General features: G+C 75.0%; 9 protein-coding genes. 7 read left to right on the top strand and 2 right to left on the bottom strand.

All coding sequences use genetic code 11. The features are described 5' to 3' along the window. Nucleotides 1–87 precede the first annotated feature (87 nt). Nucleotides 88–693: a TetR/AcrR family transcriptional regulator gene (locus tag ABZ172_RS19480; RefSeq protein ID WP_356884967.1), complete on the top strand. Its 606-nt coding sequence runs from the start codon at nucleotides 88–90 to the stop codon at nucleotides 691–693. Here the strand turns inward: ABZ172_RS19480 and ABZ172_RS19475 are convergent. Next, nucleotides 683–4,078 (bottom strand): CDP-glycerol glycerophosphotransferase family protein, encoded by a 3,396-nt coding sequence (locus tag ABZ172_RS19475; protein ID WP_356884966.1) that lies wholly within the window; start codon nucleotides 4,076–4,078, stop codon nucleotides 683–685. The genes ABZ172_RS19480 and ABZ172_RS19475 overlap by 11 nt on opposite strands. 100 nt (nucleotides 4,079–4,178) lie before the next feature. Here ABZ172_RS19475 and ABZ172_RS19470 point away from each other — a divergent pair, with 100 nt between their 5' ends. The 6 genes from ABZ172_RS19470 to ABZ172_RS19445 all read left to right on the top strand — a co-directional run bounded on the left by ABZ172_RS19470 (nucleotide 4,179) and on the right by ABZ172_RS19445 (nucleotide 15,873). Continuing rightward, nucleotides 4,179–6,497, top strand: a complete 2,319-nt coding sequence (locus ABZ172_RS19470; RefSeq protein ID WP_356884965.1) for a CDP-glycerol glycerophosphotransferase family protein — start codon at nucleotides 4,179–4,181, stop codon at nucleotides 6,495–6,497. Nucleotides 6,498–6,717: 220 nt separating this feature from the next. Continuing rightward, nucleotides 6,718–7,452, top strand: coding sequence for a methyltransferase domain-containing protein (locus ABZ172_RS19465; RefSeq protein WP_356884964.1), 735 nt, complete (start codon nucleotides 6,718–6,720; stop codon nucleotides 7,450–7,452). Between the two features lie 11 nt (nucleotides 7,453–7,463). Further along, nucleotides 7,464–8,336, top strand: a complete 873-nt coding sequence (locus ABZ172_RS19460; RefSeq protein WP_356884963.1) for a TylF/MycF/NovP-related O-methyltransferase — start codon at nucleotides 7,464–7,466, stop codon at nucleotides 8,334–8,336. A 99-nt stretch (nucleotides 8,337–8,435) separates the two neighbouring features. Then, entirely contained in the window at nucleotides 8,436–11,885 is a 3,450-nt protein-coding gene (locus tag ABZ172_RS19455; RefSeq protein WP_356884962.1) for a CDP-glycerol glycerophosphotransferase family protein, read from the top strand. Next, on the top strand, nucleotides 11,882–14,728 hold the full coding sequence (locus ABZ172_RS19450; RefSeq protein WP_356884961.1) for a CDP-glycerol glycerophosphotransferase family protein: 2,847 nt from the start codon (nucleotides 11,882–11,884) through the stop codon (nucleotides 14,726–14,728). Before ABZ172_RS19455 ends, ABZ172_RS19450 begins: the two co-directional genes overlap by 4 nt. Next, complete coding sequence (locus ABZ172_RS19445; RefSeq protein ID WP_356884960.1) at nucleotides 14,725–15,873, top strand: glycosyltransferase; 1,149 nt, start codon at nucleotides 14,725–14,727, stop codon at nucleotides 15,871–15,873. Before ABZ172_RS19450 ends, ABZ172_RS19445 begins: the two co-directional genes overlap by 4 nt. Nucleotides 15,874–15,924: 51 nt before the next feature. Here the strand turns inward: ABZ172_RS19445 and ABZ172_RS19440 are convergent, their stop codons facing one another. After that, nucleotides 15,925–18,159, bottom strand: coding sequence for a bifunctional glycosyltransferase family 2 protein/CDP-glycerol:glycerophosphate glycerophosphotransferase (locus ABZ172_RS19440; RefSeq protein WP_356884959.1), 2,235 nt, complete (start codon nucleotides 18,157–18,159; stop codon nucleotides 15,925–15,927). Between the last annotated feature and the right edge of the window lie 186 nt (nucleotides 18,160–18,345).

Below are 18,345 nucleotides of genomic sequence, written 5' to 3'. Positions count from 1 at the left end.
ACGGCACCGTATCGTCGCAACGTCGACAGTAGGACGTTTGTACGCCGCAACGCAACCGTTTCGTCGTCACGGTCTATCATTCGGGCCATGACCACCGAACGGCGAACCGGGCGCCGCACCCCGGCAGGCGCCGCGGTGCTGCGCGAGGACGTCACCGACGCGATCCGCGGCGCCGTCTTCGAGGAACTGGCCGCCGTGGGATTCGCGCGGATGTCCATCGAGGGCATCGCCCGGCGCGCGGGCGTGGGGAAGACCGCGGTCTACCGCCGCTGGAAGTCCAAGCTCCACCTCGTCCTGGACCTGGTCGCGGCCGTCGCCGCGCAGGGCATGCCCGCACCCGCGACGGGGTCGCTGCACGGGGACGTGCGCGCCGTCCTGGAACTGGCCGCCTACGCCCTCCGCCACCCCGTGGCCTCGCAGGTGATCCCCGACCTGCTGGTCGAGGCGGCCCGGAACCCGGAGATCGCCGACGCCATCAAGGCGGCCCTCCTCGACCCGCAGCAGGGAGTGGCCGCCGTGGTCGTCCGGGCGGCGGTCGCCCGGGGCGAACTGCCCGAGGGGAGCGATCCCGACCGGGCCCTGGACCTCATCGTCGGGCCGCTGTACTGGCGCCTCGTCGTGGTCCGCGGCGATCTGCCCGCGGGGTACCTCGACGACCTCGCGGCCTCGGCGGTCCGGGCGCTCAGGGCCTGACGCGCTCCGGCGGGGCGGCCTCCCCGCCCAGCAGCCGGTCCACCACCCGGGCGGCCGCTCCGCCGTCGGCCGGACCGCAGTGGTCCCGGCGGAAGCTCTCGTACGCCTCCGCGTGGAGGGCCGCCGAGGCGGGAGTCGTCCGCAGGGCCTGAGCGACCTCCCCGGTGGTGACGAGCAGCGGTCCCGGGGCGCGGGTCTCGAAGTCCAGGCAGAAGCCGCGCACCGTGTCCCGGTAGTGCTCCAGGTCGTAGGTGTGGAAGAGCATCGGGCGCCCGGTGTGCGCGAAGCCGAACACCAGGCCCGCGTAGTCCGTGACCAGCACGTCGGCGACGAGCAGCAGCTCGGTGGCGTCCGGGTGCGCGGACACGTCGCGCAGCGCGGGGCGCACCGGGACGCTGCCCGTCACCTGCGGATGCCTGCGGACCAGCACGGTGGTGCGGCCGTCCAGCGAACGGGCCAGCTCCGACAGGTCGAGAGCCGGGTCCCAGCGGTACAGCGGCCCGCTGCCCGGGGGGAGGTCGGCCGGCGCGTGCGCCAGATGGTCGCGGTACGTCGGTGCGTAGAGCACCACCCGGTGCCCGTCCGGCACGCCCAGCTGCCGGCGCACCCGCTCGGCCGTCTTGTCCCGGCCGGGGGCGAACAGCAGGTCGTCGGCGGGGGAACCCGCCTCCAGCACCTCGCCGCGGTGGGCCAGGGACCGGCGCAGGTGCGGGGTGGCCCAGGCGCCGGGGGAGACCAGGACCGACCACTGGGCGGAGCGGTGGGCCAGTGTCGCGAGGTCCTGGTGGTCGGCGTACAGGGAGTCGGTCAGGTCCAGGCCGAACCGGCCGAGCGGGGCGCCGTGCCAGGTCTGGACGACCGTCTGGCCCGGGCGGCGGTCGAACCACGCGGGCAGGTGGCCGGCCGCGACGATCCACCGGGACCGGGCCAGCGCCTCGTACCAGGCGGTGCTGTGCTCCACCACGGGAGCGGCGGTGGGCGGGACCGCGGCCGCGGAGCCCGCGGACCCGTCGGTGACCCACAGGTGCTCCGCGTCGGTGCTCCGGCGCACCAGCTCGGCGTGCACGGCGCGCACCGGGCCGTCCCCGAGGTGGAGCACGGTGTCCCGCAGCGGGAGCCGGCGCTGCGCCGGGTGGTACGCCGTCCGCAGCCGGCCCTGGTGGTAGGCGCTGCGCTCCCCCTCGCCGAGCGCGGGCGCGCAGCGCACGGTCAGCCGGTCGCCGTGCCGGCGGTCCAGCCGGAAACCGGCGGCGCTCAGCGGCAGGCGGGCCGCGAGCGCGGCACCCACCCGCACCGGCCGGCCGCCCTGGAACACCTCCCAGTCGCCCTCGTACGGAGGCCGGGCGAGCACGGCGGCGAAGCGGTGCTCCCGCCGTGCCGCGGGGGCGTCCCGCTCCACGGACTTCTGCCGCGAGACGGGCACGTTCGCCGTCCCGCCGAGGGTGCTGTGCCGCAGTTCGAGCGCTCCGGTCCCGGCCCCGTCGATGCGCAGGCCGCCGTCCGGCGCGCTGCCCGCGCGGTCCACGTACGGCTCGCCGGACAGGTCCACCACCAGGTGGCCCGAGGCGTCCGCGAAGGCGGGCGGCGGGAGGTCCGGCGCCGCGGCGAGCGGCACCCGCACACCGCCGGTGAGGAGCGCCGCCCGCCACCGGCCGCCGCCCTCCGGCCCGGAGCCGGCCGCGAGCGCGTCGAGCGGGAGCCGTACGCCGAAGCCGCCCCCGTCCCCGCACCGCACCGGGCAGACGTGCTCCGCGGCTCCGTCGCGGGTCAGCACGAGGGAGGCCGGTGCGGCGTCCCCGTACAGCCGGCCGGTCAGCTCCAGGGCGTCCGGCCCCCCGTCGTGGCCGGTGGCCATCGCGGGCGGCCGGGTCACGGTCAGCTCCAGCCGGCCGTCCCGGTACCCGAGCACCGCGCGCAGCCCCTCGCCCAGGTCGCGCACCAGGGGCTGCGCCGCAGCCGCCTCCACCGCGCGCAGCGCCGCCCGCCGTACGGCGCCGTGGCCGGCCACCACCACGCCCACCAGCCAGTCGCCCGGCCCCAGCCGTCCCGGGTCGAGGACCATCTCGAAGCCCGCGTGGTCGTAACGGTGCAGCTCCTGGCCGGAGTCGGCGGTGGCCCGGTGGGTCCGGACGGTGCGCACCGGGACCGGCCGCATCCGCCCGCTCGCGGCCTCCCGCACCAGTCCGCCCTTCAGCGACTGCCGTGCCGACTCGGCGGGGAGATTGCGGATGTACGCGTATCCGCGCAGCCGCAGCGTGCCGTTCTCGCCCCACGAGGCCCCCGTCAGCCGTGCCACGGCGGGCAGGTCGCCCTTGCCGAGCCGCGCCGAGACGCTCCCGCCGCCCGCGATCCGGGGGTGCACGGCCCGCCGCCTGCCCGGGGGGCCCGTCACGGCGAACGTGCCCGCGCCGTTGGCCCGTTCGAACTCCAGGAGGGACAGCAGCTCGTGGATCCTGCGCTCCCGCACCAGCTGCCAGCGGATGCGCGCCTCGGCGGGGAGACCGGCCAGGGCCGCGTCGCCCGCCCGGTCGAGGAACGCCCCCGCGTCCGCCATGAACGCGGAGCGGTAGGCGGGGCCGCCCATCGGCAGGCCCTCCAGGAAGTACACGAAATCGTCGCGCAGGCAGGAGACGTCGTAGCGCAGCCGCTGTCCGGCGCCGCGGTCCGCCAGGAACGCGCTGACCTGCTCGCAGGCGGCGATCCGGTCCCGCACGCCGCGTACGTCGGTGCGCCGCCGGGTGATCGAACCCTCCCTGACCCGCCAGTGGTAGACGTGCTCGTGCAGCACGTCCACCGCCCCGGCGAGGTAGTGCGCGGGGATCATCACCGGGGTGTCCTCGTAGAGCTTGCCCACCGGGAACGAGAAGCCGTGCCGGTCCCAGAAGGAGCGCCGGAACACCTTGTTCCAGGCGACCCGGTCCGCCAGCAGCCGGGCGTCGCGGGTGATGTGGGTGCGGAGGCGGTCGTCCGTCAGCCAGCGGTACTGCCAGGCCTGCTGCCGTCCCTGTGCGCCGAGCCGCCACACGTTGCCGGTCGCCAGGTCCGAGCCGGTCGACTCCAGCGACGCGACCATGCGCGCGTACGCGTCGAGGACGAGGACGTCGTCGCTGTCGGCGAACGCCAGGTAGGGAACGCCGGGGGTGGTGCGGGCGACCCCTGCGTTCCGCGCGGCGCTGAGACCGGCGTTGGGCTGGTGCACGACGTGGAAACGGCTGTCCCGGGCGGCGAACCCCTCGGCGACGCGGCGGCTCCCGTCGGTCGAGCCGTCGTCGACCAGCACCACCTCGATGTCGGCGAGGGTCTGCCCGGCCAGCGAGTCGAGGCACTCCGGCAGATAGCCCTCGACGTTGTGCACCGGGACGACGACGCTGAGGAGTGGCTTCATGTACGGAACAACCCGGGGAAGCGGCGCGGGTCACGCGGCCTACCCGAACGGGTGAAGATCGCTGGGGCGGGCGGGCCGGAGCCGATTACGCTCGGCTGCCATGCTGCTCAGTGTCGTCGTGCCCGCCCACCGCGTCCAGGGCCACCTGAGGGCGGCCCTGGAGTCCGTGACCGGGCAGGAGCCGGCCGGTGACGACCGGACCGGACCGGACCTGGTCGTCGTCGGCACGGCGGAGAGCCCGCTGGAGCTCGCCGTCGCACGGGAGTGCGCCGAACGCGACCCCCGGGTGCGGGTGCTCGTCCTCGACGGCCCCTGGGACACGGGCGCGGCCCGCAACGCCGGTGCGGCGGCGGCGCGCGGTGCCTACCTCCTCTTCCTCGACGGGGACGACCTGCTCCTCCCCGGGGCGCTGGCGGAGATCACCGCCCGGCTGCCGGAGACGCGGCTCACGGAGGCGCAGCTCCCGGAGACACCGCTCCCGCACGTCCCCTCCGGGGCACCGCCGGTGGAGGCCCGGTCCGAGCACCGGCGCCCGCAGGTTCGCCCCGGGACGCCGCACCCGCACCTCCCGTCCGGGGCACCGCCGGTGGAGGCCCGGTCCGAGCACGGGCGCCCGCAGGTCCGCCCCGGGACGCCGCTCCCGCACCTCCCCTCCGGGGCGCCGCCGGTGGAGGGGCCTCCCGGGGACGCGCCGTCGGAGGTCCGCCCCGACGTGCTGTGCCTGGGCCACGACCGGGCCGACTGGTGGGACACCGTCGTGCCGGGGGACACCGCCCTGCCGGCCGCCCGCAACCAGCTCTTCCGCCGCGCCTTCTGGGAGGCCCGTGGACTCCGCTTCACCGAGGGCCCGTACGGCGACGTGGTGCCCGTCCACCGCGCGGTGCTCCTCGCGTCCGACGCCGGCACCCTCGCCCGGCTCGACCGGATCTGCGTACGCCACCGGCTGCGCCGCACCGGCACGACACCGGGCCGCGCGCACTTCGCGGTCGTCCGCGCCTACGAGCGGCTGGCCGAGGAGACCGGCAGCGACCCGAGGGTCCCGGCCGCCCGCACCGCGCACCTGACGGCCGTGCTCGACGACCCGGGCCGCATCGCCCCCGGCGACCGCGCGGCCTTCTTCCGGGCCGCGGGGCTCCCCGGCCGCTACGCGGCGCACCGCGTCCGGCGGGCGGTCCGCGCCGGGCGCACCCGGGCGCGGGCCCTCGCGCGCGCCGGCAAGAAGTCGCTGCGCGCCCGCGTGATGAAGGTCCTCTACCGCGCCGACCTGCACCGGCCGCTGGACCCCCGGCTCGCCGTCTACGGCGCCTACTGGAACCGCGGCGTCGCCTGCAATCCGGCGGCCGTCTGGGCCAAGGCCCGCGAACTCGTCCCGCACATCCGGGGCGTCTGGGTCGTCTCCTCCCGGCACCGCGACCGGATGCCCCCCGGGGTGCCGTACGTCATCGAGGGCTCCCGCGCCTACTGGCGGACCATGGCCACCGCCACGTACCTCGTCAACAACTCCAGCTTCCCCGGCGGGTTCACCAAACGGCCCGGCCAGACCTACCTCCAGACCCACCACGGGACCCCGCTGAAGACCATGGGCCTGGACCAGCTCCCGTACCCCGCCCTCACCGGCGGGGTCAGCTTCGAGCGGATCGTCGCCCACGCCGACCAGTGGGACTTCAGCCTCTCCGCCAACCCGCACAGCACCGAGACCTGGGACCGCGTCTACCCCGCGTCCTACGAGCAACTGCCCTACGGCTACCCGCGCAACGACGTCCTGTGCACCGCCTCCGCCGAGCGGGCCGCCGGCATCCGGGCCGGGCTCGGCATCGCGCCCGGCTCGACCGTGCTGCTGTACGCGCCCACCCACCGCGACTACCGCAGGGGCTTCGTCCCCCGGCTCCGCCCGGAACGCCTCGTCCGCGCGCTGGGCCCCGGGTTCACGCTCCTGGTGCGGGCCCACTACTTCTACGGCCGCTCGGCCGGCACACCGGCGGGGGACCGGGTCGTCGACGTCACCGGACACCCGGTCGTCGAGGAACTCTTCCTGGTGGCCGACGGGTTGATCACCGACTACTCGTCCCTGATGTTCGACTACGCCTGCCTGGACCGCCCGATCATCACCTACGTCCCCGACTGGGAGGCCTACCGCGCCGCCCGCGGCACCTACGTCGACCTGCTGTCCGGCCGTCCCGGCGACACCCCCGGGGCCGTGGCCACCACCGAGGAGGAACTCGTCGAGGCGGTGCGGGGCGGCGCCTGGAGGTCCCCGGAGGCCGACGCGCTGCGCGCCGCCTTCCGCCGCCGCTTCTGCCCGTACGACGACGGCCGCGCGGCGGAGCGGGTGGTGCGGCGGATCTTCCCGGTGCCCCCGGACCGGACCGCTGCCCCCGGACCGGACCGCGCCGTCCCCGGACCGGACCAGGACCCCTGACCGGACCGCGCCGCCCCCGGACCGGACCGGCCCCTGACCGGACCGCGCCGTCCCCGGACCGGACCGGCCCCTGACCGGACCGCGCCGTCCCCGGACCGCCCCCCCGACGCGACCCGGGTCACCCGGACCGGACCGGGCTCACCCGTACGGGGCGATCCCTCCACGGCGCTGCGTCGTTGTCCTCAACAGCGCGCGCACACGCCGACGTCGGGAGACACGCATGCACCGGTCCGCCTACGAGCAGATGCAGCTCTGCATCGAGGAGTACCTGCCCAAGGACCGCAGGCACCGCGTCGTGGACCTCGGTTCGCGGATCTCCGGCAAGCAGACCCGCACCCACCGCGGGCTGCTCGCCGGCCACGACATCGACTACGTCGGGGTCGACGTCCTGGACGGCCCCAACGTCGACGCGGTCATGACCCGCCCGTACCGCATCCCCGCGAAGTCGCGGAGCGCCGATGTGGTGCTCTCGGGCCAGGCGTTCGAGCACATCCCCTTCTTCTGGGTGTCGATGATGGAGATCGCCCGGGTCCTCAGGCCCGGCGGCTACGCCTTCATCACCGCGCCCTCGCGCGGGCACGCCCACGACGCGCAGGACTGCTGGCGCTACTACCCCGACGGCTTCCGCGCCATGGCCGCCCACTCGCGGCTCGAACTCTGCGAGGCGTACACGGACTTCCCGCCGGCCAGGGGGATCTGGCACGACTACGCCGCCATCGACGCCCGGGCCGCCTACTGGGGCGACTCGGTGGGGGTCTTCCGCAGGCCGCGGCCCGACCGGCGTCCGGTGACCCGGCTGAAGAACACCCTGGCCGACCTGGCCGTGCGGGAGACGGCGGTGTGGTGGGCCAACCGGGCCGGGGGAGTGGACCGCGTGCCGCTGCCGCGCCCGCTGGACGGACGGGAGCGGTGCGGGCGTCCGGACAGCCGTGCGGTCCCATCAACTACAGGTTGACGAAAGATGACATGAGCCGCAAAGCGCGCGTACTGTCCGGGCCCATGGCTTGGCGCAACGCCGTCAACGGCGTCCTTCAGCAACTCACCGGATACCAGCTCAGGCGTGCGACCGTGCCCGCACCGCGCTCCGCCCCGGCAGCCGTGCAGCCCCCGCCCGAGGCGAAGCCCGCGGCGGCGGCGAAGAAGCCGGCCGCCGCGAAGAAGCCGGCGTTCCCGGCCGACTACGACGACGAGGCGAAGGACATCATCCGTGCGGTTAAGCCGTACACGATGACCTCCCCGGAGCGGCTCAACGCCTTCGTCCTCGCGACCCGGCACGTCGTCCGGCACGGCATCCCGGGGGACATCGTCGAGTGCGGTGTCTGGCGCGGCGGTTCGATGCAGGCCTGCGCCAGGACGCTGCTGTCGCTCGGCGAGACCGGCCGCGACCTCTACCTCTTCGACACCTACGAGGGCATGACCGCGCCCACCGCGGAGGACCTGCGGCGGGACGGCAGGCCGGCCCGGGAACTCCTGGACGCGCAGGGCAAGGACCGGCCGATCTGGGCCGTGGCCTCGCTGGAGGACGTACAGGCCGGGTTCGAGCAGGTCCCCTACCCGAAGGACCGCCTCCACTACGTGCGGGGCACGGTCGAGGAGACCGTCCCGGAGCGGGCGCCGGAGCAGATCTCCATCCTCCGGCTCGACACCGACTGGTACGCGTCGACCAAGCACGAGCTGAAGCACCTGTACGGACGCCTGGTGAGCGGCGGCGTGCTGCTGATCGACGACTACGGCTACTGGCAGGGGTCGCGTCAGGCCGTGGACGAGTTCCTGGAGGAGACCGGCGAGCAGCTGCTGCTGCTGCGCATGGACGAGGGCCGCATCGCCGTCAAGCCCTGAGCGCGCGTCACCCGTCGCGAGCCCCGTGCCTCCTCGGCACGGGGCTCGTTCCACCAGAGGAAGTATGTTCGTCCGCCCGGAAGGATCGTGCGCAGCGCCATGGCACCCCGTCTCACCGTCGTCGTCCCGCTCTACAACGTCGAGGAGTACCTCGGAGCCTGCCTGGAGTCGCTCGCCGCACAGACCATGCCCGACCTGGAGGTCGTCATGGTCGACGACGGGTCGACGGACGGAAGCGCCGACGTGGCGATGGAGTTCTCCCGGCGGGACCCGCGCTTCCGGCTGATCCGGCAGCGGAACGGCGGGCTCGGGGCGGCGCGCAACGCGGGGGCCGCGCAGGCGCACCCGGACGCCGGGTACCTGGCGTTCGTGGACAGCGACGACCTGGTGCCGCCGGACGCGTTCGCCCGGATGCTCGGCGAACTCGACGCCTCCGGTTCGGACTTCGCGACGGGCAACGTCCTCAGGCTCCGGGCGAACGGGCTGCTCGAACAGTCCCCGATGTTCCGCAGGCCGATGGAGACGCCCCGCCGCTCCACGCACGTCAGCCGGGACTGGATCCTGCTCGGCGACCGCATCGCGTGCAACAAGGTCTTCCGCAGGTCCTTCTGGGACCGGCACGGCTTCGCCTTCCCGACGGGCGTGCTCTACGAGGACATCGCGGTGGTCCTGCCCGCCCACTTCCTGGCGCGGGGCGTCGACGTCGTCGCGGAGCCGGTCTACCACTGGCGGGACCGCGACGGCTCGATCACCACCCGGCGGGCGGTTCCCCGGGGCATCCGCGACCGGGTCACCGCGGTGTCCACGGTGAGCCGCTTCCTCGCCCACCGCGGCATGACCGAGGGGAAGCGGCGCTACGACGAGCACGCGCTCTCGGGCGACCTCTGGCTGTTCATGGAGGCGCTCCCGGACGGCGACGAGAGCTTCCACGAGGCCTTCCTCACGCACGCCAACGCCTTCGCCGACACCGTCGACCCCGCCGTCCTCGAAGGGCTGCCCCTGCACCTGCGGGTCAAGTGGCGGCTGATCAGGGAGCGCAGGACGGCGGAACTCCTCGCACTACTGGCCCAGGAGTCCACGGACCGCGACACCTTCCACGTCCGCGGGCGGCTCCGGCCACGCGCCCAGTACCCGGCCGTCGTCGCGCCGCTCCCGCGCCGGGTCACCGCGCTGGCCGCCGACGACCTCCCCGTGCACGCACACCTCACCGAGGCGGTGTGGCGCGACGGGCTGCTGCACCTCAAGGGCTACGCCTACGTCCGCAACGCCCCGGGCGGACCGGTGGCGGCGGGCTGGCTGCGGTCGGGCCGCCGGCTCGTCCCGCTCCGGCTGCGCAGGACGGAGACGGACGACGCGACGGCCGGATCGGGCCGCTCGATGCACCACTACCGGCGGTCCGGCTTCGAGACGTCCGTCGACCCGCGCCGGCTCGTCGGCCGGCGCACCACGCGGGGCACCCGGACCCTGTGGAAGCTGGAGTCCGTCGTCCTCGGCGCCGGACGGCCGCGCCGCGGACCGATGCGCCTCCTCGGCCGTCCGGCCGCGCCCGCCGTGCGGTACGTCGACGAGCGCACCCGGGTCGTCCCCCTGCTCTCCGGCAACAAGCTGGAGCTGCGGGCCGAGCGGATCGACGCGGTGCTCGCCGGCCACGCCCCGACGGCCGGGGGCGGCATCCGGATCGCGGTGCGGCTGCTCGGCCGGGAAGCCCCGACGACCCTGCGGCTGCAGGAGTGGCGCACCAAGGAGACCCGCGACTTCCCGCTGGTGGCGCAGGAGGGGCCGGACGGCCGCACCCTGGTCGCCGAGGTGCCGCTGGTGACGTTCCGCGGCGCCGACGGCGACTGGGGCGTCCAGCTGACCGGCGGGACGCGCCGGCTGACGGTCGCGGCCCGGCCGGAGACCGACGCCGGGCACTATCCGCTGCCCGGCGGCCGTGAGGTGCACGCCGCCGCCAACCCCTCCGGGGACCTGGTGCTCACCGACCGGGACGTACGGCCCGTGGTCACCCGCACGACCTGGACGGACGCCGCCGGCCTGGTGCTGGAGGGGACCTTCCCGTCGGTGCGGGACCGCGCCGACGAGCTCGTCCTGCGGCACAGCGGCCACCAGGAGGAGCACACCTTCGCCGTGGAGCGCACCGGCACCGGCTTCCGTGCGGCCCTGTCCCCCGGGGCCGTCGAGGGGGCCGGAGGGGTGCTGCCGCTCGCCGAGGGCCGCTGGTACCCCTCGCTGCGGGAGCGCGGCGAGACCGACCCGGAGCGCTACCTCCCCGTGCGGGTGGTGCACCAGCTGCACGCCGGACTGCCGCTGTGGCGGGAGGCCGGAGGGCGCCGCTTCACCCTGGAGCGCCGCTTCCACGACCGGCTCTCCCTCCGGTCGGGCAGCGCCCTGCCGGCCGCGGAGCGGGGCGCGTACGGGCAGCGGACGCTGCGCGAGCGGTACGCCGGCGCACGCGGGGCGGAGCTGCGGGACGCCGTGCTGTACTCCAGCTTCGACGGCCGGCAATACTCGGACTCGCCGCGCGCCGTCCACGAGGAGCTGGCCCGGCGCGGTACCGCGGTCGAGCACCTCTGGGTGGTCCGCGACCAGCAGGCCGTCGTGCCCGCCGGGGTCCGCGCCGTCGCCCTGCACAGCGCCGCGTGGTACGAGGCACTCGCCCGGAGCCGGTGGATCGTCACCAACACCCAGCTGCCCGCGTGGTTCGTCCGCGCCGAGGGCCAGTTCGTCGTCCAGACCTGGCACGGCACCCCGCTCAAGCGCATCGGCCGCGACCTGGCGGGCACCCCCCACGCGGACGCCGCGTACATCGAGTCCATGCCGCGGCGGGCCGCCCAGTGGAGCGTCCTGGTGTCGCCCAACAGCTTCTCCACACCCGTGCTGCGCCGGGCCTTCGGCCACACCGGCGAGGTGCTCGAATCCGGCTACCCGCGCAACGACCTGCTGTACGCCCCCGACCGGGCGAAGACGGCGGAGGCCGTCCGGCGGTCGCTCGGCGTGCCCGACGGGAAGCGGGTCGTCCTGTACGCCCCGACCTGGCGCGAGGACCGGCCCGGACAGGGCGGCCGGTACGGCCTCGACCTCCGGCTGGACCTGGAGCAGGCGCGGAAGGCGCTGGGCGAGGACCACGTCCTGCTGGTGCGCCGCCACTACCTGGTCGGCGGGAGCGTCCCGGAGAACGACTTCGTCCGCGACGTGTCGCGCCACCCCGACGTCGCCGAGCTGATGCTGATCAGCGACGTCCTGGTCACCGACTACTCGTCGCTGATGTTCGACTTCGCCCAGACGGGCCGGCCGATGCTGTTCCACACCTACGACCTGGAGCACTACCGCGACACCCTGCGCGGCTTCTGCTTCGACTTCGAGGAGCTCGCGCCCGGTCCGCTGATCACCGACTCGTCGGCCGTCGTCGAGGCGCTGCGCGACCCGGAGGCCGCGACGGCGGGCCACCGCGAGGCCTACGCCCGCTTCCGCGCGTCGTTCTGCGACCTGGACGACGGGACGGCCGCCGCCCGGGTCGCCGACCTGATGCTGAAGGGGGGCCAGGCATGAGCACGCCCGACGTCAGCTGTGTGATCCCGGCCGGCCCGGGCGGGGCGGAGGCGCTCGCCGCGTCCCTGGACTCCGTGCTCGGTCAGAGCCTGCGCGCGGTCGAGGCCCTCGTCGTGCTGCCCGCCGGGGCCTCCGCCGCTGTGCGGACCGCCGCCGCGGCCCGGGCCGGGCGCTCCCCGGACCGGATCCGGGTGCTCGACCCCGGCACGGACTCCGTCGCCTCGCTGCGCAACACCGGCCTCGACGCGGCGCTCGGCACCTACGTCCTGGTGCTCGACGCCGGCGAACGCCTCCAGCGGCACGCCTGCCGCACCCTCTGGGAGGCCGGGACGCGGACCCGCGCCGACCTGGTCGCCGGGCGCTGGAGCCGGCTCACCGGAGAGGGGACGAAGGAGCGGGAACCCTCCTGGCAGCACCCGCTGTTCCTCCGCTCCCGCACCGTCGCCCGGTTCACCGAGGCCCCCGAACTCGCCGTGCACGACGCACTGGTGGCCGGGTTCTGCGTGCGCCGCGCGGCGCTGGAGCGGCACGCGCTGCGCTACGACGAGGACCTCACCCACAGCGAGGTCCTGTTCGGACCGCTCGCGGCGGCCGTGGTCGGCCGGATCGCCCTCGTGCGCCGCCGGATCCTCTCGGGGCGTGCGGTGCCCGACGCCGGCCCTGACCTCGCCGGGCTGGTGGAGGCGCACCGGCGGGTGTGCCACGTGCTGGTGGCCCAGGGGCTGGCGGACCTGCGCGAGGAGCGGGACCGCGCCTTCCTGCTGGACCACCTCGTGCCGCTGGTGCGGAGCTTCCCCGAACGGCCCGCCGCGGCCCGTGAACGCATCGCGGCGACGGCGGCCCGGGTGCTGCCCGACGCGGTCCCCGAGCCGGTCCTGCTGACCCTGCCGCCCGTCGAGCGCGTCGGCGTGCGGCAGCTGGAGCGTGGCGACGCGGACGGGGCCCTCACGGCGGCGTACGCGCTGCGGCGCAGGGGCTCCGTGGCCGCGCCCCTCTCGCTGAAGGACGACGGCCGGGTGTACTGGCCGGGCGGGCCCGACCCGGTGCTGGACGTCACCGGACTGGGCCACCAGTACCGGACGTTCGGCGAGCTGAAGCTGATGAACCGGGTCACCCGCTACGAGGCGCACGGCGGCCGGGTCCTGCTCGCGGGCCGGCTCGTCCTGCCCTCGCACACCGGCCCCGACCCGGAGGGCCCCCTGACGGCCCGTCTGGAGTTCCGGGTGCGCGACGGCGCCCGCACCTTCCGCGCCCCGGTCGACTCGCTGCGGCCCGACCCCACCGGGATCAGCTGGTCCACCGGCGTCGACCTGACCCGGCTGCTGCGCGCACTGGGGCCCCGCGACACGGTGTGGGACGTGCGGATGGTGCTGGAGGACGGACGGACCCGCTCGGTGAGCGACCTGTTCGCGCCGCACGACCTGGTCGGCCCGGAGAGCGGTTGCCCGGCCCGGCCCCGGCTGGGCCGGACGACCGGGGACACCTGGCAGCCCTACGTCACCCTCCGGGACCACCTGGCGCTCCGGCTCGAAGCCCGTCACCGTCCGGCCCGCACGGCGCGGCGGCTGGTCCACTACGCCACCCACTTCCGGCCCGCGCGCCGGGCGAGGCTGCTGCTGCGCGCGCTGGGCAGGCGCCGGGACCGGCTGCACGCCCGGGGCTTCAAGGAGTCGGTCTACCGATCCTGGCTGCTGCGGCTGCCGGTGCGCAGCGGGTCGGTGGTCTTCGAGAGCCACATGGGCACCTGTTACGGCGACAGCCCCCGCGCCGTCCACCAGGAGCTGCGCTCCCGGGACCTCCCGCTGCGCTGTGTCTGGGCGTACGCCGACACCCCGGAGGGCTTCCCGCCGGACGCCCGGCTGGTGCGCCGCTGGTCCTGGCGCTATCTGTGGGCGCTGGCCCGGGCGGAGTACTGGGTCGACAACCAGGGGTTCCCGCAGAGTCTCGACAAGCCGTCCGGCACGACCTACCTGCAGACCTGGCACGGGTCGGCGTACAAGCGGATGGGCTTCGACGAGACCCGGGTGCGCCTGCAGAACGCTCCGCAGCGCGAACGGCTCCAGCGGGCCGTGCACCGCTTCGACCACTTCCTCGTGCGGTCCGAGCACGACGAGCGCACGCTCGCCCGCGCCTACCGTCTGCCCGAGCGGACGCTGCTGCGCACCGGATATCCGCGCAACGACCTGCTGTTCGCCGCCCGGGCCCGGGACGAGGCCGAGGGGCGGCTGCCCCGCCCCGCGCTCGCGGCCGGGCTCGGCCTGCCCGACCACCGCAAGGTCGTGCTGTACGCGCCGACCTTCCGCGGCGGTCCGGGAAAGCGCAGGCGGCAGCGGCCGCTGCTCGACGTGGCGCGTTTCGCGGAACGTTTCGGCGACACCCACACGCTGCTGGTGCGGGCGCACTACCTGGAGGTGGCGAGTCTGCCGGCGTGCCCGCCGGGGACGGTCGTGGACGTCTCCCGCCACCACGACACCGGCGAACTCCTCGCGCTCGCCGACGTCCTGGTCACGGACTACTCGTCGATCATGTTCGACTACGCGCTCCTGGACCGCCCGATCGTGCTCTTCGCCCCCGACCTCGACGCCTACGCCGCCGAGCGGGGCAGCTACTTCGACCTGCGGGAGAAGGCGCCGGGACCGGTGGCCTCGACCGAGGAGGAGCTGTTCGACGTGCTGGCGCGGCTGAAGACCGCCGATGTCGAGTTCCAGGAGCGGCGTGCCGCCTTCGCGGCGGAGTTCGGGGCGTACGACCGGGGGGACGCGGCCCGTGCGGTCGTCGACACCGTCTTCGCCCGGCACCTCCCCCCGTCCCGTACCGTCCCTACCGGGGAGGCCGGCCGATGAGCCGCAGCCGTGACGTCTTCATCGTCTCCAACAGCACCGACGAACTCGGCGGTGTGACGGGCTGGATGCACCGGACCGCCCAGCTGTTCCAGGAGGCGGGCCACCGGGTCCACACCATCGGGGTGCACGCCGCCGAACGCAAGATGGCGCTGCCCGAGCCGCCCGGCTACCCGGTGACGGCCCTGTATCCGGCGCACCCCCCGACGCCCTGGGCGCCCCGGGGGCTGCGGGACCGCTTCCGGATCCCCGCCCGGCGGGCGGAGGCCCGCCGGGCCGTCCGCAAACGGCACGCCGTCGACCGGCTCTCGGAGATCTTCCGGACGGCCCGGCCCGGCGGGGTGGTGATCGTCAGCCAGGTCTGGGCGATGGAGTGGGTCGGCGAGGCGGACACCGGAGATCTCCGCGTCATCGGGATGAGCCACGAGTCCTACGACTACTCCCGGGCGAGCCACCGCCACCGCTGGATCAAGACCCACTACCCGTCCCTGGACCACTGGCTCGTCCTGACGGCGGAGGACGCCGACAAGTGGGCCGGCGACGGGATGGACAACGTCGGCTTCCTGCCCAACGCCCTGGCCGCGCTGCCCGAACTGCCGTCCCCGCGCCGTGAGCGGTCGGTGGCGAGCATCGGCCGGCTCACCGACCAGAAGGGCATCGACATGCTCCTGGACGTCTGGGCGCTGGTGGCCCCGCAGCGCCCCGACTGGCGGCTGGACGTGTACGGGACGGGGGAGGACGAGGCGGCCCTCAGGGCGCAGTGCACCGGTCTCGGCCTCGACGGCTCGGTCGTCTGGCGGGGGCGCACGGACGACGTCCCCGGCACGCTCGCGGGCTCCTCGGTGTTCGTCCAGTCCTCCCGCGGGGAGGGCTTCCCCCTCGCGCTGCTGGAGGCCATGGCGAGCGGCGTGCCCTGTGCGGCGTTCGACTGTGCGCCGGGCGTCCGGGAGATCGTCCGCGACGGCGAGGACGGACTGCTCGCGCCCGCGGGGGACATCGGGGCGCTCGCCGACCGGCTCCTCCGGCTCACCGGGAACCCCCGGATGCGGGACGCGATGGGCGACCGGGCGCGGGTCAACGTGCAGCGGTTCTCCGAGGCGGAGACCATGGGCCGCTGGGAAGAGCTGTTCGCCCTCCTGGAGCGCTGATCCGCCCCGCTCCCCTCCTGCCGGAGGGGGGGGGCGGGGCGGGGCGCGCCGTCACCCTCCGGTGAACTCCCGGATCGGCACCTGGCGCGGCACCCCGGTGGGCCCGCGGCCCGTGACCCGGGCGGCCGCCGTCAGGTCCGAGGTGTCGCCCAGGAAGACCCGCCGCACCACCCGCTCCGCCGCGTGCCCGTCGTCGTGCGGACAGAAGCGGGCCCGGAACGCCGCCCGGCGCTGCGCGGACCTCGGCCCGCGCCAGTGGTCGGTGGCGAAGATCTCGTGCAGCTCGTCCTGGTCCCGGGCCACCGCACCGGGAGGGAAGGCCGCCGGGTCGAAGTAGGTGCCCCGGGCCGCCTCGTAGGCCTCCGCGTCCTCCAGGTGCAGGACGACCGGCCGGTCCAGGTTGACGTAGTCGAACATCAGCGACGAGTAGTCCGTGATCAGCCCGTCGGAGGCGAGGCAGAGCTCCTCGACGGACGGATGGGCGCTGACGTCGATGATCCGCGGATGCCCGGCCCGCCCGGTGCCGGTCCGGGCGTCCGCGTCCAGGTAGTGGGCGCGGGCCAGGATCACGAAGCGCGGACCGAGGACCCGGACCAGCCGGTCCAGGTCCAGCGAGTGCCGCTGGGCCCGCCGGTAGTCACGGTGGGTCGGCGCGTACAGCAGGGCGGTGCTCCCCTCCGGGACACCCAGGCGCTCGCGCAGCAGCGCGGCACCGGCGGGGTCCGCGCGGTGGAAGACGTCGTTGCGCGGGCTGCCGTACTCCAGGGTGGTGTAGGCCGACGGATAGGTGCGCTCCCACACCAGGGTGGAGTGCTGGTTCGCCGAGAGCGAGAAGTCCCACTTGTCGACGCTGCGCAGCAGTTGGGCGAAGTCCATGCCGCCGGCCGCCGCCGGCCGGTCCACGAGGTCGGTGCCCATCGTCTTCAACGGGGTGCCGTGATGGGTCTGCAGGAGGACCTGCCCCCGTCTCTTCACGAGTCTGCGGTCGAAGTTGACGTTGTTCACGAGGTACTTGGCGCGCGCCAGGGCCGTCCAGTACGCCGCCGTCCCCGGGTGCAGCACCCGGGTGGCGTCCGGGACCGTGTGCGCGTCCTCCGGGCGGCAGATCCAGAAGGTCCGGAGCCCGGGCACCAGCGTCCTGGCCGTGGCCTCCAGCGCCGCCGGGCTGCAGGTGTAACCGCGGTGCCAGTAGGCGGCGAACACCGCGTCGCCACCGCGGACGGGCAGCAGCAACTGGACGCGGTAGTGCAGCTGGAGCACCCCCGCGCGGACCGCCCGGCCCGCCGCGGACGCGGCGCGGTCGAGGCGGCCGCGCAGCCGCTGGGCGGCCCACAGCGTGCGGTACGTGCGGTGCGCGCCGAGCCGGAACAGCGCGTGCCGCAGCCGCGCCCTGCGGGGCACGGGGGCGCCCGGGGTGCGGTAGCGGCGGCAGTGCGCGCGGGCCCGCCGGAAGAACTCGGCGCGGGTGCCCCGCGGCAGCCGGTCCCGGGCGGTGAAGAGCGTCGAGAAGTGGTCGAGCATCCGGCGGAACATCACCGGCCGCCAGACGGCGAGTTCGGGCCGCGCGTCGATGAAGGCGAAGACCCGGTCGTACTGGTCGAACACGTCGAAGTGACGGCGGGTGGTGGTGGAGAGGATGTTGCCGCGGCGGCGCTGGCGGTAGCCCACGCAGACGCGGTCCAGCACGCCGATCGACCCGGCGGCCATCAGCACCGGATAGGTCCAGGGGGTGTCCTCGTAGTAGCCGGGCGGGAAGGTGAATCCGCCGGCCTCGACGAACTCCCGGCGGTACGCCTTGTTCCAGACGACCATCAGGACCTTGAGCAGCTCCGGCCGGTCGGCGAGCCGGAAGGAGGCCGGGCCGGTCTCGGCGAGGTGCTCGGCGAAGGCGTTGCGCAGGCTCTCGCCCGACCAGTACGTCCGGGCGTAGTCGTAGACCAGGACGTCGGGGCCGCCGGTCGCGTCCAGGCGGTCGGCGATGGCCTGGAGCGCCTCGGGGGCGAAGGTGTCATCGCCGTCGAGGAAGAGCAGGTAGTCCCCGCAGGCCCGGGCCACCCCGGCGTTGCGGGCCGGGCCCAGACCGGAGTTGCGCGGCAGGTGGACGACGGCGACCCGGGGGTCGCGCGCGGCGTACTCATCGGCGATCGGGCCGCAGGCGTCCGGTGAGCAGTCGTCGACCACGATGATCTCGTGGTCCTTGAAGGACTGGTCCAGCACGGAGTCGAGACACGCGTGCAGATACGCCTGGACCCGGTACGCGGGCACGATGACACTGAACCGGGGCACAACACATCCAGGGGTCGCTCGCGGGCGGTCAGGTGGCTCGCAAACGGCCGAAGGAGTGACGTGGTTACGCGGGATGTGGCATTCGGAGGAAAAACGAGGCGGGACGGCCCGCTCACGAGTGAACGGACCGCCCCGGCCTTGACGTACAGGCGTGCGACGCGGTGCGGCGTGACACGCGCCGCCGCG

It is taken from the genome of Streptomyces sp. NPDC006296 (genome assembly GCF_040613235.1).
Classification (GTDB): domain Bacteria; phylum Actinomycetota; class Actinomycetes; order Streptomycetales; family Streptomycetaceae; genus Streptomyces.
The sequence above is the reverse complement of the archived record's forward strand: the minus strand, read 5'-3'. Positions and strand labels throughout refer to the sequence as shown.

What these genes read in the sequence shown, in the direction of transcription:
- ABZ172_RS19475 (WP_356884966.1), bottom strand. Translation starts at nt 4,078, where the DNA reads ATGAAGCCACTCCTCAGCGTCGTCGTCCCGGTGCACAACGTCGAGGGC.
- ABZ172_RS19480 (WP_356884967.1), top strand. Translation starts at nt 88, where the DNA reads ATGACCACCGAACGGCGAACCGGGCGCCGCACCCCGGCAGGCGCCGCG.
- ABZ172_RS19455 (WP_356884962.1), top strand. Translation starts at nt 8,436, where the DNA reads ATGGCACCCCGTCTCACCGTCGTCGTCCCGCTCTACAACGTCGAGGAG.
- ABZ172_RS19460 (WP_356884963.1), top strand. Translation starts at nt 7,464, where the DNA reads ATGAGCCGCAAAGCGCGCGTACTGTCCGGGCCCATGGCTTGGCGCAAC.
- ABZ172_RS19445 (WP_356884960.1), top strand. Translation starts at nt 14,725, where the DNA reads ATGAGCCGCAGCCGTGACGTCTTCATCGTCTCCAACAGCACCGACGAA.
- ABZ172_RS19465 (WP_356884964.1), top strand. Translation starts at nt 6,718, where the DNA reads ATGCACCGGTCCGCCTACGAGCAGATGCAGCTCTGCATCGAGGAGTAC.
- ABZ172_RS19450 (WP_356884961.1), top strand. Translation starts at nt 11,882, where the DNA reads ATGAGCACGCCCGACGTCAGCTGTGTGATCCCGGCCGGCCCGGGCGGG.
- ABZ172_RS19470 (WP_356884965.1), top strand. Translation starts at nt 4,179, where the DNA reads ATGCTGCTCAGTGTCGTCGTGCCCGCCCACCGCGTCCAGGGCCACCTG.